Annotated in this window: 14 protein-coding genes and 3 tRNA genes; 5 read left to right on the top strand and 12 right to left on the bottom strand. The window is 39.7% G+C overall.

All coding sequences use genetic code 11. The features are described from left to right. Window positions 1-5 precede the first annotated feature (5 nt). From gyrA to gmhB, 6 genes are all read right to left on the bottom strand, one after another. Entirely contained in the window at window positions 6-2,627 is a 2,622-nt protein-coding gene (gyrA, locus tag CVS89_RS04670) for a DNA gyrase subunit A (RefSeq protein ID WP_107804905.1), read from the bottom strand. 97 nt (window positions 2,628-2,724) lie between these two features. Continuing rightward, complete coding sequence (locus CVS89_RS04665; protein ID WP_107847829.1) at window positions 2,725-3,120, bottom strand: SseB family protein; 396 nt, start codon at window positions 3,118-3,120, stop codon at window positions 2,725-2,727. 1 nt (window position 3,121) lies between these two features. Next, on the bottom strand, window positions 3,122-3,691 hold the full coding sequence (gene gmhA, locus CVS89_RS04660; RefSeq protein ID WP_103639896.1) for a D-sedoheptulose 7-phosphate isomerase: 570 nt from the start codon (window positions 3,689-3,691) through the stop codon (window positions 3,122-3,124). Further along, window positions 3,666-5,084 (bottom strand): D-glycero-beta-D-manno-heptose-7-phosphate kinase, encoded by a 1,419-nt coding sequence (gene rfaE1, locus CVS89_RS04655; RefSeq protein ID WP_107847828.1) that lies wholly within the window; start codon window positions 5,082-5,084, stop codon window positions 3,666-3,668. The genes gmhA and rfaE1 overlap by 26 nt, the downstream gene beginning before the upstream one ends. Further along, a complete protein-coding gene (gene rfaD, locus CVS89_RS04650) occupies window positions 5,077-6,066 on the bottom strand; it encodes an ADP-glyceromanno-heptose 6-epimerase (protein WP_103589400.1) in 990 nt (329 codons plus the stop codon). Before rfaD ends, rfaE1 begins: the two co-directional genes overlap by 8 nt. Continuing rightward, window positions 6,063-6,635: a D-glycero-beta-D-manno-heptose 1,7-bisphosphate 7-phosphatase gene (gene gmhB / locus CVS89_RS04645; RefSeq protein WP_343218509.1), complete on the bottom strand. Its 573-nt coding sequence runs from the start codon at window positions 6,633-6,635 to the stop codon at window positions 6,063-6,065. Before gmhB ends, rfaD begins: the two co-directional genes overlap by 4 nt. A 35-nt stretch (window positions 6,636-6,670) precedes the next feature. Here gmhB and CVS89_RS04640 point away from each other — a divergent pair, with 35 nt between their 5' ends. Continuing rightward, window positions 6,671-6,973 carry a c-type cytochrome gene (locus CVS89_RS04640; RefSeq protein ID WP_087582377.1) on the top strand — a complete coding sequence of 101 codons (303 nt, stop codon included), beginning with the start codon at window positions 6,671-6,673 and terminating at the stop codon, window positions 6,971-6,973. A 130-nt stretch (window positions 6,974-7,103) separates the two neighbouring features. On the opposite strand, the gene CVS89_RS10140 is transcribed toward CVS89_RS04640, so the two are convergent. The 6 genes from CVS89_RS10140 to CVS89_RS04610 form a co-directional block, all read right to left on the bottom strand. Continuing rightward, on the bottom strand, window positions 7,104-7,226 hold the full coding sequence (locus CVS89_RS10140) for a hypothetical protein (RefSeq protein WP_258030881.1): 123 nt from the start codon (window positions 7,224-7,226) through the stop codon (window positions 7,104-7,106). Between the two features lie 28 nt (window positions 7,227-7,254). Continuing rightward, window positions 7,255-7,449 carry a hypothetical protein gene (locus CVS89_RS04630; RefSeq protein WP_103613974.1) on the bottom strand — a complete coding sequence of 65 codons (195 nt, stop codon included), beginning with the start codon at window positions 7,447-7,449 and terminating at the stop codon, window positions 7,255-7,257. Window positions 7,450-7,508: 59 nt separating this feature from the next. Beyond that, a tRNA-Met gene (locus CVS89_RS04625) sits at window positions 7,509-7,583 on the bottom strand. A gap of 27 nt (window positions 7,584-7,610) precedes the next feature. After that, window positions 7,611-7,685: transfer RNA gene (locus CVS89_RS04620), tRNA-Gln, on the bottom strand. Window positions 7,686-7,804: 119 nt separating this feature from the next. Further along, entirely contained in the window at window positions 7,805-9,907 is a 2,103-nt protein-coding gene (locus tag CVS89_RS04615) for a DNA translocase FtsK 4TM domain-containing protein (RefSeq protein ID WP_429827712.1), read from the bottom strand. A gap of 143 nt (window positions 9,908-10,050) precedes the next feature. Then, window positions 10,051-12,366, bottom strand: coding sequence for a flagellin (locus tag CVS89_RS04610; protein WP_107847827.1), 2,316 nt, complete (start codon window positions 12,364-12,366; stop codon window positions 10,051-10,053). Window positions 12,367-12,507: 141 nt separating this feature from the next. Here CVS89_RS04610 and CVS89_RS04605 point away from each other — a divergent pair, with 141 nt between their 5' ends. The 4 genes from CVS89_RS04605 to CVS89_RS04590 all read left to right on the top strand — a co-directional run bounded on the left by CVS89_RS04605 (window position 12,508) and on the right by CVS89_RS04590 (window position 15,665). Beyond that, window positions 12,508-13,254, top strand: a complete 747-nt coding sequence (locus CVS89_RS04605) for a YaaA family protein (protein WP_107847826.1) — start codon at window positions 12,508-12,510, stop codon at window positions 13,252-13,254. Between the two features lie 124 nt (window positions 13,255-13,378). Beyond that, window positions 13,379-13,681: an HU family DNA-binding protein gene (locus tag CVS89_RS04600; protein WP_012001719.1), complete on the top strand. Its 303-nt coding sequence runs from the start codon at window positions 13,379-13,381 to the stop codon at window positions 13,679-13,681. A gap of 71 nt (window positions 13,682-13,752) precedes the next feature. Continuing rightward, a tRNA-Leu gene (locus CVS89_RS04595) sits at window positions 13,753-13,839 on the top strand. A 65-nt stretch (window positions 13,840-13,904) separates the two neighbouring features. After that, entirely contained in the window at window positions 13,905-15,665 is a 1,761-nt protein-coding gene (locus tag CVS89_RS04590; protein ID WP_107847825.1) for a response regulator, read from the top strand. Window positions 15,666-15,717 lie beyond the last annotated feature (52 nt).

The following is a 15,717-nucleotide window of genomic DNA, read 5'->3' as shown; positions in this document are numbered from 1 at the left end:
AAAATTTATTCCAAAAGCCCCATATCTTCGCTTGGTGCTTCTTCCTCATCTTCGCCATCATCTGCCTTAGGGCATCTTGCGATACTTACGACATCATCGCCATCTACATTTACGACGATCACGCCACTTGTGTTACGTCCTGCTTTGCGGATGCTTTGCATATCGACTCTTATCATCTTGCCACTTGATGTTAGAGCCATGAGGTCTTGCTCTTCATCAACCATCACAACGCCCACTAGATCGCCCGTTCTGCTTGTTAGCTTCATGCAGATGACGCCTTTGCCGCCGCGGTTTGTCAAGCGGTACTCATCAGCTGTTGTGCGCTTGCCGATACCTTTTTGAGATATGCTTAAAATTTCTTGATCATTGCTTTCGATGACTGCTGCGCCTACGACCTCATCGCCTGGCTCTTTAAATTTAATACCAGTTACGCCGCGTGCAGTTCTACCCATTTGGCGAACCTTGCTGATCTTAAATTTAAGGCACATACCCTTTTTAGTAACGACAAACAGCATTGTCTCATCGCCTGAGTTTGCGTCCTCTTCGGCATTTACATTATCTTCGTCGATCTCGTTTTGAAGCTCTTCAACTTCAAGCACCTCTGTCTCTACGCTTAGCTCATTTTCAGGGTCAGTTACTGGCATATCATCGTATGTTTGAGCGATGAGTGCAGTTACTAGCTCGTCGTTCTCATCAAGGCTTATCGCTCTTACGCCAACTGAGCGGATGTTTTTAAACTCACTTAAATTTGTGCGTTTTACGATGCCGTTTTTAGTGAAGAATGCCAGAGATTTACTTTCGTCAAAGTCAGTCGTTGGGATGATCGCTTTGATCTTCTCATCAGGCTGCAACTGGATCAAATTTACAACCGCTTTGCCCTTTGCTGTGCGGCTTCCCTCTGGGATCTTATAGACTTTTAGCCAGTAGAGCTGTCCGCGGTCAGTCACAAACATAAGCGTATCGTGAGTATTTGAAGTAAAGAAGCTCTCTATAAAATCATCATCGTATGTCGTGACCGCTACTTTGCCCTTGCCACCGCGTTTTTGCTTCTCGTACTGCTTGCTTGGCACACGCTTGATGTAGCCGCGGTGAGTTATGGTTACGACCATATTTTCATTTGGTATGAGGTCTTCAATGTCGATATCATCGTAGTCATCAACAATCTCAGTCACTCTTGGCACTTTAAATTTATTTTTGATCTCAAGAAGCTCTTCTTTGATCAAATTTTCAAGCAATGTCTCGCTCTTTAAAATTTCATCAAGTCTTGCAATCTCAGCCATAAGCTCGGCTAGCTCGGCCTCTAGTTTTTCTCTCTCTAGGCCTGTAAGCTTGCTTAGACGCATATCAAGGATAGCATTTGCTTGAAGCTCTGAGAGGTTAAATTTACTCATCAAGCCTTCTCTAGCAACGGCTGTATCAGCACTATTTCTAATAAGCTCGATCACCTCGTCGATGTTATCAAGTGCGATCTTTAGACCCTCTAAGATGTGGGCTCTTGCGCGCGCTTTTTCAAGCTCGAATATCGTCCTTCTAATGATAACGGTTTTTCTGTGATTTAAAAATAGCTTAAGTAGCTCGATAAGGTTAAATACCTTTGGCTCTTTGTTATTAATAGCAAGCATAATAACGCCAAAAGTGCTCTCCATCGTGGTTGATTTAAATAGGTTATTTAGCACGATGTCGCTCATAGCGTCGCGTTTTAGCTCGATGACTACACGGATACCGTCCTTGTCAGACTCATCTCTAACCTCGCTGATGCCATCTATCTGTTTATCTTTTACAAGCTCGGCGATCTGCTCGATGAGCCTTGCTTTGTTTGTTTGATATGGTAGCTCGTCGATGACGATGACATCTTTGTTTGGCTTTTTTTCTATGTGAGTTTTGGCTCTTAGTTTGACCCTGCCACGACCTGTGCGGTAGGCCTCTATGATGCCTTTTTTACCAAAGATGATACCGCCAGTTGGGAAGTCTGGACCTTTTATAAATTCCATCACCTCTTCAAGTGTCGCCTCTTTGTTTTCAAGAAGTAGCAAAAGACCATCTATTAGCTCATCAAGGCTGTGTGGTGGGATATTTGTCGCCATACCGACAGCAATACCGCTTGAGCCGTTTAATAATAAATTTGGCACACGGCTAGGCAAAACATCTGGCTCAACCTCTCTATCATCGTAGTTTGGTACAAAATCAACCGTATCTTTGTCAATATCTTTTAAAAGCTCTTCAGTAAGCATGGTCATTCTAGCTTCGGTATAACGCATCGCAGCTGCGCTGTCGCCATCAATCGAGCCAAAGTTTCCTTGTCCATCAACGACTGGATAGCGCATAGAAAATTTCTGAGCCATACGAACAAGTGCGTCATAAACCGCTGTGTCGCCGTGTGGGTGGTACTTACCGATGACTTCACCGACGATACGAGCTGACTTCATATAGGCACTTCTGCTGCCAACGCCGAGGTTATCCATAGCGTATAAAATTCTTCTATGAACTGGCTTTAGTCCGTCTCTAGCGTCAGGCAAAGCACGTCCGACGATGACGCTCATAGAGTAGTCAAGATAGCTATTTTTTATAGAATCTTCGATATCAACTGAAGCGATATCTTGAGTTAATTCAAGTAGATTGTCTTTCATTTTTATCCTTAAATTTAGCTTGAGGGATTTTAGCTAAAAATTGATAAAAACTTTCTAAGGGCAAATAAATGCACGTTTATAATGTTTTTATAAAATTTCAGCCAAGAATTTTCTCTATAAGCTCTCTTTTTAGCACAAAGTCATAGCTAAAAGCATCCACCACGACGCCAGCATAACTGCTCTCTTTTAGCATCGCAAGATACTCTTTTAACCCTATCTCAATGCTCTCTTGCTCGCTGTCGTTTCGCCAAAGCTTCATCGCCTCTTTGCTAGTAAATGCCGGAAAATAGCTAAGCTTCTCGCCCTCATCTTCAAGTAGGATAAATTTGATATTTGAGCCCTCCTCCTCATAAACTACGCCGCCATCAGGCTTTGCGAGCGCTTGGTTTAAAAGCACCGGAGCAAAAAAAGTAGCCTTTTTTAAAGCCGATATCAAATTTACCTCATTTTTCTCGCTAGGATCACTTAAAAATTTATCCATCGCTTCTTGCATTTTAGCCCCTAAAAGCCTCGTCCACAGCCTGGCAGATCGTGTGTATGAAAAAGATGTGCGACTCTTGAATTCTTGCTGTATCGCTTGAGCTAACGACTAAATTTAGATCGCAACCTTCATTCATCGCACCACCTCCTTTGCCACTAAGTCCAAGCACTGATACGCCCATTTTCTTGGCACTTTTTATAGCTTCAAGGACATTTTTGCTGTTGCCACTAGTTGAGATCGCCACGAGCAAGTCGCCTGACTGAGCTAAGGCCTCAAACTGGCGTGAGAAAACGTAGTCAAAGCCGTAGTCGTTGCCAATGGCTGTAAGTGCCGAAGTATCAGTAGTTAGCGCGATGCCAGGAAGTGGCTGGCGCTCGCTTTTATATCTGCCAGTTAGCTCGGCTGCAAAGTGCTGAGCGTCCGCCGCAGAGCCGCCGTTACCGCAAATGAGCACCTTTTTGCCATTTTTTAGCGTATCAGCCACCATCTGGCAAGCACGCTCCAAGCTACCAAGCAAATTTACATGCTCGCTAAAGGTCTTTTGGTGAGCCTCAAGCTCATTTTTTATCATCGTTTTTAGCATCTTTTATCCTTTTTATTATCCCTGTTGTGCTTTTGCCCTCTACAAAGTCAATTAGCTTGACCTCTTTTACGATCTCGCTGCCAACGACCTCTTTGTCTTTATAATCAGCCCCTTTTACAAGCACGTCAGGCTTTATCTTTGTTATCAAATTTAAAGGTGTATCCTCATCAAATATCACGACATAATCAACAAATCCAAGCCCGCTTAGCACGCAGGCTCTATCATCTTGCGAGTTTATAGGCCTAGCCTCGCCTTTTAGCCTCTTAACTGAAGCGTCCGAGTTTAGCCCAACTACCAAAAGATCGCCAAGCTCTCTTGCTCGCGCTAGGTATTTTACGTGCCCAGCGTGCAAGATATCAAAGCAGCCATTTGTGAAAACGACCTTTTTCTTGCCCTTTTGGCTCAAAATTTCTTCTAACTCTTCAACACTTTTAAGCTTGTGCTCAAAATTTGCTCCAAATGAGCTATTTATCAGCTGCTCGATCTCGCTAAAGCTAGCCGTTGCGCTACCTATCTTTGCCACGACGACGGCTGCTGCGAGGTTTGCTATCTTTATCGCCTCTTTTATGTCAGCCCCATTTGCTAGCATGTAGCCAAGTGTGGCAAGCACCGTATCTCCAGCGCCAGTGACGTCAAAGACCTCTTTTGCCTTGGCAGCAAAGATGTGCAGCCTGTCGTCATATAGCGCGATGCCCTCTTCTGAGATCGTAATGATCGAATAGGTTAAATTTAGCTCGTCTTTTAGCTGTTTTATCGCCTTTTCAAGCTCAGCCTTATCTTTTATCTTTAAATTTGTAGCCTCGCTCGCCTCTTTTTTATTTGGCGTTAGAAGAGTTGCGTTTTTATACTTTGAGTAGTCGCTGCCTTTTGGATCGATAAGAACTGGGATCTTTAGCTTCACGCACTCGTTTATGATCTCTTGACAAACCTTCTCGCTAAGCACGCCTTTGCCGTAGTCACTTAGCAAGACGGCCTTAAAATTTGCAAGATTTTCTTTGACTTTCAAGACAAGCTCATCTTCTAAATTTATCTTTACAACACTCTCTTTATCGATCCTGACAACTTGCTGATGAGATGCCATGATGCGGCTTTTTATCGAGCTTTCACGCCCTTTTTCAGTGAGGATCAGCTCATCTTTTACATTTAGCTCAGCAAGCTTCTCTTTTATCTTTTTACCAGCCTCATCATCTCCTAAGACGCTAGCTACGCTCACATTTGCGCCAAGAGAGAGTAAATTTCTCACCACATTACCAGCGCCACCAAGCGTGTAGGTTTCGTTATTTATCTTTACGACCTGCACAGGCGCTTCAGGCGAGATGCGCTCGCAGCTGCCCCAGATGTAGTGGTCCAGCATGAGGTCACCGACGACTAAAATTTTAACTCTCTTAGCCATTTAGCTCTTCCTTATAAATTCTCTTTATCTCTGGCAAGTAGTCTTTTATCGCCTCTTCTAAGCTCCAAGTCGCACTAAAACCAAATGCCTCGCGAGCTGGGGCCACGTCGGCCTCTGTGTGAAACTGGTATGAGCCGATAAATGGGTTTTTGATATATTCGTTGCCTAAATTTACGCCGATCTCGCGTTGTAAGATGTCAGCGATATCTTGAAAGCTTCTAGCCTTGCCAGTAGCTGCGTTATAGACGCCACTTGGCGCATCAAGCGCTTTTATGTTTGCGTCAATGATATCTTTTATATAGACAAAGTCGCGTTTGATCTGGTCGCTGCCCTCAAAGAGCCTTGGGGTCTTGCCAGCTAAAATTTGAAGTCCAAACTGAAGCACCATCGAGGCAGTTTTGTTTTTGAAAAACTCGCCCTTGCCAAAGACGTTAAAGTATCTTAGTCCAACCACGCTCACGCCGCGCTTTGCGTAAATTTTATTGATATTATCCATGCTTAGTTTGCTAAAGCCGTAAACGTTATTTGGCGCTTCGCACTCGCCAACGGTTTGCGGGCTCTTTGCGTTGCCGTAAGTCGCCCCTGAGCTAGCGTAGATCATCTTTGCGCCCAGACTCTCGCAGATATCGAGCAAATTTACAAAGGCATTTACATTTGTTTTTATTAGCTCGTCTTGCTCTTTTACGGTCGTGTCTGAGATCGCTGCTTCGTGGTAGATGACGTCTGGGCGAAAGCTTTTTATCTTCTCAAGCGTGCTAGGGTCGTTGATGTCGCCAGCGTAAATTTCACCTTTAAAGCCAAGTAAATTTTTAAAATGGCCAAAGCTTTTTAAGTTGCCGTTGCTAAATGTCTCGTCGTTTCTAAATTTATCCACGACAAGCACGTGAGCGTCTTTATAGTTTTCATCAAAATAGTGCGCCAAAGCTGAGCCGATAAAGCCAGCGCCGCCAGTTATAACTATCTTTTTTCCGTTTAAATTCATAGTGATTTTTCCTTTTTTAGCTTATTTAAAACATCTCTTACATCTTTAAAATTTATGCCATCAAGCAAGAAATTTCTGCCCACACCAGCCCTTTTGCCAGCCTCGACGTCGCTTGGCTTGTCACCTATCATTAGCGAGCTTTCAAGGTCTATGTCAAACTCTTTGCAAGCATCAAGTATCATTTTTGGATTTGGTTTTCTGCAGGTGCATTTTTGCTCTGGAGCGTGCGGGCAAAAATAGACTTTGGTGATAAAAATCTGCTCTTTTTTAAAGCTTTCAAGCATAAATTTATTTAGAGCGTCAAACTGCTCCTGCGTGTAATAGCCCCTGCCGATGCCTGATTGATTTGTCACGACAAAGAGCTTGTAGCCAGCTCCAGCAAATTCTCTTAACGCATCAAAAATGCCATCAATAAATTTGAAATCTTCGATCTCGCAAACATATCCAGCGTCTTCGTTTATGACGCCGTCTCGGTCTAAAAAAAGTGCTTTGTTGGCTGTTTCTTTTATCATTTGGTGATTATAGCCAAAATATTTTAACCCGCCCCTTGCAAATTTACATTTTTGTATTATAATGCCGGCACGTTTTTTAAAAAGGATGACAAATGAAAAAACTACTAATCGTTTCAAGTGTTGCAGCACTACTTTCAACTGCTGCTTTCGCTGCAGATGGCGCTACTATCTATAAAAAATGCGTCGCCTGTCATGGCGCTAAAGCTGAAAAAGTTTTCAATAACAAAGTTCCAGCTTTAACATCACTTGATGCAGCAGCTATCGAAGCAGCTCTAAAAGGCTACAAAACAGGAGCAAATAAATTTGGTCTTGGCGCTATGATGAAGCCTATCGCTACTCCAATGAGCGACGACGACATCAAAGCAGTTGCAGAATACATCCAAACACTAAAATAATCATAGGGGCGCTTGCCCCTTTTTCTATAAATTTAAACTCACACCAAATTTCAAAAGCTCTCTTGGCAGATGATCGTCTAAATTGCCGATCTTGTCGTTATCTATCTCTATTAAATTTAAATTATATTTTTTATAAAGCTCTATCTTTTTCTCTTTCTAGATATGCCTCATCATCTTTTAAGCCCCAAAACTCTATATAAATCTTGCCTTTTGGTATGTAAAAATCACAATAGACATCTTCTTTTATCGGCACTCTTTTTTCATAAGCGTAAGCTATGCCCTCAGCAAAAGTTTGCGCTAAACGTATCAGCTATATTTCTTTGGTTAAATTTTACGTAAGATTTTTGATGCAGCTTTCGTCTTATAAATTTCGCCATTAAATTTATCAAAATGACAAATATTATAATAGGCAGCGCAAAGCTAAAAAACGCTAGCAACATAGTGGATAGTAAATTTGCCGTATCAAAAATTTGCATTTTAACTTTCTTTATTTTTTAGTGTGCTTATGATAATTTAGCTATTTATTAGTAAAAATTGGTTGCGGAGGACGGATTTGAACCGCCGACCTTCGGGTTATGAGCCCGACGAGCTACCACTGCTCTACTCCGCGATAAGAGTTGTTTGGGATTTTTAAAAGTGGATGGGGTAAGAGGATTCGAACCTCTGAATGACTGGACCAAAACCAGTTGCCTTACCGCTTGGCGATACCCCAATGTTTTTAAGAGTTGTAATTATATAGATTTTAATGCGCTTTGTCAAGACTTTTCAAAAATTTAAAAACACAAAAATTTAAAATTTGGTATATATTTAAAACAAATACACAAAAATCAGCTACAAAATTTCCCTCTGGCCTTTTGCATTTACAGGGCTTAACACGCCCATTTTTTCCATCTGTTCGATTATATTTGCAGCTTTGTTGTAGCCTATTTTTAAGCGTCTTTGTAGGTAGCTGATCGAAGTTTTTTGCTCGCTTAAGATGATCTCTTTTGCCTCTTCATAAAGCTCATCAAGCTCTTCTTCGCCTAGTGTGCCAGCAGCTGAGCCTGCGCTAGAGCCCTCTTCTGCTAGAAATTTCTCGTCATAGATCACGTCTTGTTGCTCTTTTAAGAAATTTACGATCGTTTCGATCTCTTTTTCGCTCGCAAATGGCGCATGAAGCCTGATCACGCCAGGGCTTCCAGGAGGTGTAAATAGCATGTCCCCGCGTCCTAGCAAGCTCTCAGCACCCATTTGATCAAGGATGACCTTACTATCGATCCTTTGCCCTACTCTATAGCTTATCCTGCTTGGTAAATTTGCCTTTATAAGGCCAGTCACGACATCGACACTTGGGCGCTGAGTGGCAACTATCAAGTGTATGCCACTAGCCCTTGCCATCTGTGCTAGACGGCCTATGTAAAGCTCCACGTCCTTGCCGCTAGTCATCATAAGATCGGCTAGCTCATCGATGATCACGACGATGTATGGGAATTGCTCGCCGCCCTCACTCTTCATCTTTTCGTTGTAGCTCTCTATATTTTTTGTGCGAGTTTGGCTCATTATCTTATATCTTCGCTCCATCTCAGCGACCATGTTTGAAAGTGCTGTGATCGCCTTTTTAGCCTCTGTGATAACAGGCGTCAAAAGGTGTGGGATGTCGTTATATATGCTAAATTCAAGCATCTTTGGATCAATCATCATTAGGCGCAAAGTTTGTGGGCTATTTCTATAAAGCAAGCTTAAAAGCATCGCATTTATACCCACACTCTTGCCCGATCCCGTTGTACCTGCGATTAGTAAATGTGGGAGCTTTTTGAGGTCAGTCACAAAAGGAGCGCCCACTATATCTTTGCCAAGAGCCATGGTTAGCGGACTGCTCGCGTTTTTAAAGACTTCACTTTCTAAAATTTCTTTTAGATAGATCGTCTCTAAATTTTGATTTGGTACCTCGATACCAACGACGTCTTTGCCAGGGATCGGCGCTTGGATACGGATAGTTTGAGCCTTTAGCGCCATCGCTAGGTCATCTTGCAAAGTGAGAATTTTACTCACCTTGATGTGTGGGGCTGGGCGAAACTCAAATGTCGTGACGATAGGGCCAGTATAAGTTCGCACCACGTCGCCATCTATCTTAAATTTACGCAGTTTATCGAGTAAATTTGAAATTTGCTGATCGATCTCGGCTTCATTTATATTGTGCGAGCGCTTTGGAGGGTCGTTTAGAAATTTAAGCGGTGGCAAGACAAAGTCTTTTGGTTTTTCGACCTTGCCGCGCTCTATCTGATCAAGAAGTTTTTTGTTTTCAGCCACTTCATTTAAAATTTCAACCCCGCCTATAGTTGCAGGTCTGCTCTCTTGTGCCGGCTCCATCTCTGGCTCTGGCTCAAATTCTGGCTCGCTCTCTAAATTTGGCTCATCATCATTTAGCACCTGAGCATCTATAAGCTCTTCTTCTTTTATCTCGTCGGCTTTTGGCTTTTTGCGCTCTATCTTTGGTATCTGCCTTGCCCTTACCTCTTTTACGCTTCTGCTTTTTTCTTCATAGCCATTTGGCTCTTTATCTACAAAAGCCTTTCTTAAAACGATGATAAAATTTTCTCTAAAAGCAAGTCCAAGTGAGATGATAAATATCATAAGTATAGCAACCGCAGTGCCGATAGCACCGATGACTTCTTTTAGCGCTGAGACTATAAAGCCGCCTATAACGCCGCTATTTGCTCCAGAAGTACTTAGCGCTTGAAACATCAAAAATGCGATAAAAAATAGAAAAATCCCAACTACAAACTGGGCAAAATCAAAGTCAAATTTCTTAAAATTTTTATATACAAAATAGCCTAAAACGATAAGTAAAAATGGATAAACATAGGCTATAAGTCCAAAATATTTAATATTAAAAACGCCAAGGCTTTGCCCAAGTGAGCCTACAAAATCAGCAGTCGGAGCAGCCGTAGCGATGCCAAAATATATAAAAAAACAAACAAAAATAGTAAATAATATATGTCTTAAAATTTTAGATCCTTTTGTTAAAAAGGCTTATTATAGCACGCTTGAGTTTAATTTTTAAAAAATCAGCAAGCTAGGCCTGCTGATTTATCATTTTAGTTTAGGTAGTTTAGCAAGCTTAGTTGATTTATTTTAGCGCTTGCTTGAAGAGTAGCTTGATATGAGAGTGAAAGCTGTGTAAATTTAAGATACGACTCTGCATAGTCTGCGTCTATGACGTCATTTTTAACAGTTAACACATTTACTTTCATGACCTCTGCACGCTGATTTGTCGCAGTTAGAAGCTTTGTTTGAGAGCCTATCTTTGTAAGCTCTTTATTTGCGTGATCTATCAAGTGATCTAGCCTTTTTAGAGCGCCTTGCATGCCGGTATTTCGCGGATCGTGATTGTTAGCATCTGCTCTATAGTAGCCATTTCTAACGGCAAATATCATATCATCAAGGTCTTGAAAGACACTTGTGCTTGGCTCATCGATAGTTAAAGCGTTATTTTCATTAAAGCTAAATACTGAGCCCTTGCCTTGAGGATGGCTTGCAGCACCAGCTGTGTTCATGCCAGTGCTATCTCCGTCAAATATATCTCCATTTTTTGCATCATACATGGTTAGCTCTATATTTGTGACAGATTTTGTCTTGTCAGTTAAAACCATCCTGCCTTTATCATCTAAATTTACCTCTACTGCGCCTTTAGTCTTTGACAAAGCGTCTTTATAGGCGTTATAGTTTTGATCTCTTCTTACCTTTTCGATATCTGTATCAAAGTTTGCATTTTCTGCGTGTGGAGGATTTGGGATATTATCGCTTGCAGCCATCGCTACGATATCCATTAGCTGACGATATGTAAAGTCGCTTGCATAGGTTCTGTAACTGCCAAATTCATCTGAGTTATAGACGGTCAAATTTCTAGTTGGAGATACCACGCCAGCAGCAGTTGTTGATGTTATTTGAAACTGCACTGGGGTATTTACGCCACCTGCTTCGCCCATTTTTACTTTGATGTCATACATTGTGCCAGTGATTGATTTTACTTGAAGACCTATCTCTTGATTATCTATGTTGTAAAGCTCCCTCTTTCTAGCATCGACATCTTTTGGGTATAAATTTCTATTGTAGCTCTCTTTTGTGCCAGAGACCTCGCTTAGCTTTGTCTGATCAGTTGCAAACTCGCCTGTTCTTCTAGCAACTTGAGGCAAATTTGCGATTAATTCATTGTCTTTTCGCTCAAATCTAACTTTGTCATAGTCAAATGCGTTTGTTAAATTTCCATCTTTATCAAGGTATTTGCTCTTTGTAAATTCAGTTATATGAACCGTTTTTGGCACAGCATTTGCCATATTTTCAAGGCTTTGTAGCGAATTTACCGTATCAAGTGTATTGTTTGGAGCTATCGCACCACGATTTGCCGCCACAGAAGTAGCTGCAACCATGTGAAAGTCTATCGTTTGATTACCTTTAGTAAGGTCTTTTATATTAAATTGTCCGTCGTTATTTATGCTCACATCGACAACTTTTGTCGTCTTTGTGTTGCCAAATTCCATACCGATCTTCTCCATCAAACCAGCCATTGACGTATCAGCACTCATCTTAAATTTACTTGTAAATGTCGTGCCATCTGGCTTTTTGCCTTGCATGAAAAAGTATGTGTCAGGGAAATTTACATTTGAAGTATCCAAAAAGTCGAAATCTGGCTCGATCGTGCCTTTATAAGAGCCATCACTGCCCACGACTGAGTCGCTTGCGTAGTTTAGACCGATCATATTTTTTATCTTGCTATTTTCATCAAGATATTTTGGCGCATAAGAGATGTCAGTTCTAGTTTGATCAGCTAGCATCACGTTTGTTGTTAAAATTTTGTTGTAGTCGCCATCTTTTCCTAAAAATAGATCAAATCCTGGGATATTGTAAGGTAGCTCAACCTGCGCACCGGCTGAAGTTTTCATATAGTCGCGGTTGCCTTGATATTTACCTGAGCCATCGATCGGCTTAGTATCCACAGCACTACCTGAGAATAAAAACTGACCATTTATAGAGGTATTTGCGATATTTACAAGGTGGTTTTTGATGCCCTGAAGGTCGTTTGCCAAAGCTTCAAGAGACGTTGTGCTATGCACGTCGCTGGCTGCTTGAACGACTTTTGTTTTAAAATTTTCAAGCTGTTTTTCAAATTCTTGCAGCGCATTGTCCGTGTTTTTTGCAAAATTTACTGACTTACCGGTAGCATCTGCCACTTGAGTGAGAGTGGTCGCTTCATAATCAAGCCTCATCGCATCGTTATAAACTGCAGCACCGTCGTATGGATCTTGGATTTTAAGTCCATTTGAGAGCTGCTGGTAGCTTTTATTTACGCCAACCATATTTTTTTGATAGTCGTGCAAAGTCTGACTAAAACGTAGTTGATTTGTAATTCTCATAATTTTTCCCTAAATTTTTATTCACTCTAAGCAAGAATAATTCCGCTTTGTGATATATCGGTGAAAATTTGATTTTTTTTAGTGCAAAAAAGTTTTATTGTATAATCTGCCAAAATTTACATATATAAAATAGGAAAGAAAATGGCGTTAAAAATCCTCTTCTCACCAAGCGAAAGCAAAATTTCTCTAAATACAAATGATAAATTTGATAGTAAAAAATTGATATTTTCTGAGCTTTTTAGCAAAAGGGCTGAAATTTTAAAAAGATATGATGAGTTTTTAAAAAGCGCAAATTTAGACGAGATAAAAAAACTTTTTGGACTAAAAGAGCTTGAGGATAGCGAGCAACTGCGAGAAAGTCTATCTAAAAAAGGTAGTATAAAAGCTATCTTAAGATATGACGGAGTTGCCTACAAACACCTAAACTACCGCGGGCTAAGCTTTGAGGCTCAAAAATATATAGATAATAATGTTTTAATATTTTCAAATTTATTTGGGCCAATTTTGGCAAAAGATGAGATAGCTGAATACAAACTAAAGCAAGGCGAAAAGCTAGCTGGCTTTGATATTTGTAAATTTTATGAGCAAAATTTTAGCAAGGCAGTCGATAGCTTTTTAGAAAATGATGAAATTTTAGATCTTAGAGCTAAATTTTATGAGAAATTTTATGTGGTAAAAAAAGAATTTACGACATTTTGCTTTTTGAAAAACAAAAAGATATTAAGCCACCATGCAAAAGCTTATAGAGGTGAGGTTTTGCGCCAGATCGCAAATGCTAAAGTGACAAACAAAGATGAGCTAATGGCTCTAAATTTTGAAAATTTAAAGCTTGTAGATATGAAAAAGATAGGGCTAAAAAACGAGCTTACGTTTGAAATTTGTGAGTGAAAGTTCAAAATTTGGTCTTTTTTACTAAAAAAATGCAAAAAAAGAGCTAAATTTAGGGAAAAAGTATTGTATTTTTTTTTAAAAGAGTGTAGAATTGCCGCATAACTTCTTAAAAGGATGGTTCATGAAAAAAGCTGAATTTATTCAAGCGGTTGCCGACAAGGCTGGTCTTTCAAAAAAAGATACTCTAAAAGTTGTTGATGCTACTTTGGAGACAATCCAAGCGGTTCTTGAAAAAGGCGATACAATTAGCTTTATAGGCTTTGGTACTTTCGGTACTGCTGACAGAGCTGCAAGGAAAGCTAGAGTTCCTGGAACTAAGAAAGTAATCGACGTTCCTGCTAGCAAAGCAGTCAAATTCAAAGTTGGCAAAAAACTTAAAGAAGCAGTTGCTGCTGGTGCTGCTAAAAAAGGTAAAAAGAAATAATTTTCTTTTTCGGGGAGCAAGTCTCCCCTTTTTCTTTCTTCTCACAAACTTAAAAATTCAATCTTAACTTAGCCCGAGTGGTGAAACTGGTAGACGCGTCAGACTCAAAATCTGATAAGGGCAACCTTGTGTCGGTTCGAGTCCGACCTCGGGCACCATTATAAGCTTAAACATTTTATAAATTTAACCGATATTAAGTGCAACATCTTTAAAAGGATTTTAGATGAATGTTGCACTGCAAAAGTATGATTTTATAAATTTAAATGATTTGCAAAATCTCTCTAAAAGATTTTTAAATCATGGCAATCAAAATAGCTCAAAAGTAAATTTAAGCCAGTTTAACGAGCTTTATGAAGCAAATAAAACAGATACCATCTACATAACTGAAGCTGATATCAAAGAATACAACAAACATCTAGCAATACAAAAAGCAGAAGAAATTTTAAAAGATTACTCGCAAAATCTAATAGATAGCAACAATAAAATTTATTCAGACGAACCTTCTAATGGCTTTAGCAAAAACGCCTACTTTAAAAATATAAATGCCACAGATGATGCCGCCATGCTACCTGTCTTAAAAAGTGGCTACTTAGAAAATACAAAATTTAAAAACTTAAACGACTACGCCCAATCAAACACTCTAAAGACAAATTATGGTGAAGTGGAAGTCTTTTTAGACATTTATGGCGATAAAGAAGAGCTAGGCGTTGGAAAGCTAGAAAATAACAGCGCACTTTTTAGCTTCGATAGCAATAATGACGGCACACTAGATCAAAAAGATATGCTCTTTGACAAGCTAAAAGTAAGAGGATACGACAAAGACGGAAATGAAAAAATAGCAAATTTAAGTGACGTCACGGCTAGAGTTGATCTTAGGCAGTTTATCAGCACAAATGTTATAAATCACAATCAAATAACAAGAGAAGAGCTAAACCATAAAGCAATAATCACAAATAGTTCCGATCTTTACGTAGATACAAAAGAGATCGATCACAGGCACTCCTACTACGCCTCAGATCCAAATACCTTGTTTGCTGCTGAGAATAGATATGAAAAGATAGGCAAAAATGATATAAATAATTTCTTTAAAAAATATGCTCAAAATGACGGCTGGGTCGATCTAAGGCACAATAATATCTTTGGCAAGGATAGCTCTTTTAAAAATTTCGCTTACACAAAAATAGGCTTTGATGACACTGCAAGACTAAGCGAGTTTAATCCTATTGTTGAGCCAAGCAAAGAGCACAAAAAAGATGAAAATTTCTCATATACAAAATTTCAAAAAGATAGTTTTATGAAATTTTATAGTGACTACAACACTGAGCTTGATGCGCATGAAAAGATGATAGAAAATCTTAGCGCTAATTTAAAGAAATTTGACGAAAATGCGGATGCTTACATATCAAAGCTTGAAGATACAAGATCCGCTAAGATGATCGCAATGGAAAATGAATTTAAGCAAGTAACTGGGCTTGATTTTAGCATCTCAAATTTAAAAAAGGTAAAAAAGGCTTTTACTACAAATGAAGCCACAGCTGCCACTGCACTGCGAGATAGCGATAGCGTCATAGCTATGAAGCTAAATCAAGATGGCACGATAAGACTAAAATTTGATAGCGGCAGAGAGCTAGACGTAAATGAGCTTTACAATGACACTGGCAAACTAAATACTCCAAGCGAGCTAAAAACTAGCGTAAATTTAGATGCAAAAAAGATGGACAATGCGCATCTAAATAGCCTAAATTTCAATGATATCGGCGTCATGCAAAATGGCAAGATCACAAGTCTAAAAGATGCTGGAGCAATAGCTATCATCAACCTATCAAATAAATTTGAGAGTAAATTTTTAATCAGCCTAAATAGCGGCAAAAGTATATCTGCAAGAGAAATTTATAATATTAGCTATCTTGAAAACGATCTAAAAAATAAAGAAAAGATAGATGAAAGAGATAAATTTTACAAAAAGGTTGATACTAGGGTTTAAATTTAAGGGTAAAATCCAAAAAAGTTTATTGTAATTTAATCTTTTGGGGCAT

Origin of the sequence: Campylobacter concisus, from assembly GCF_003048615.2 — a bacterium.
GTDB classification, from domain to species: Bacteria; Campylobacterota; Campylobacteria; order Campylobacterales; family Campylobacteraceae; genus Campylobacter_A; species Campylobacter_A concisus_C.
Note: the sequence above shows the minus strand (reverse complement) of the source record. Positions and strands in the feature narration are given on the sequence as shown.

What these genes read in the sequence shown, in the direction of transcription:
- CVS89_RS04600 (WP_012001719.1), top strand. Translation starts at nt 13,379, where the DNA reads ATGAAAAAAGCTGAATTTATTCAAGCGGTTGCCGACAAGGCTGGTCTT.
- CVS89_RS04590 (WP_107847825.1), top strand. Translation starts at nt 13,905, where the DNA reads ATGAATGTTGCACTGCAAAAGTATGATTTTATAAATTTAAATGATTTG.
- CVS89_RS04630 (WP_103613974.1), bottom strand. Translation starts at nt 7,449, where the DNA reads ATGCAAATTTTTGATACGGCAAATTTACTATCCACTATGTTGCTAGCG.
- gyrA (WP_107804905.1), bottom strand. Translation starts at nt 2,627, where the DNA reads ATGAAAGACAATCTACTTGAATTAACTCAAGATATCGCTTCAGTTGAT.
- rfaE1 (WP_107847828.1), bottom strand. Translation starts at nt 5,084, where the DNA reads ATGGCTAAGAGAGTTAAAATTTTAGTCGTCGGTGACCTCATGCTGGAC.
- CVS89_RS04665 (WP_107847829.1), bottom strand. Translation starts at nt 3,120, where the DNA reads ATGCAAGAAGCGATGGATAAATTTTTAAGTGATCCTAGCGAGAAAAAT.
- CVS89_RS04640 (WP_087582377.1), top strand. Translation starts at nt 6,671, where the DNA reads ATGAAAAAACTACTAATCGTTTCAAGTGTTGCAGCACTACTTTCAACT.
- rfaD (WP_103589400.1), bottom strand. Translation starts at nt 6,066, where the DNA reads ATGAATTTAAACGGAAAAAAGATAGTTATAACTGGCGGCGCTGGCTTT.
- CVS89_RS04605 (WP_107847826.1), top strand. Translation starts at nt 12,508, where the DNA reads ATGGCGTTAAAAATCCTCTTCTCACCAAGCGAAAGCAAAATTTCTCTA.
- gmhA (WP_103639896.1), bottom strand. Translation starts at nt 3,691, where the DNA reads ATGCTAAAAACGATGATAAAAAATGAGCTTGAGGCTCACCAAAAGACC.
- CVS89_RS04610 (WP_107847827.1), bottom strand. Translation starts at nt 12,366, where the DNA reads ATGAGAATTACAAATCAACTACGTTTTAGTCAGACTTTGCACGACTAT.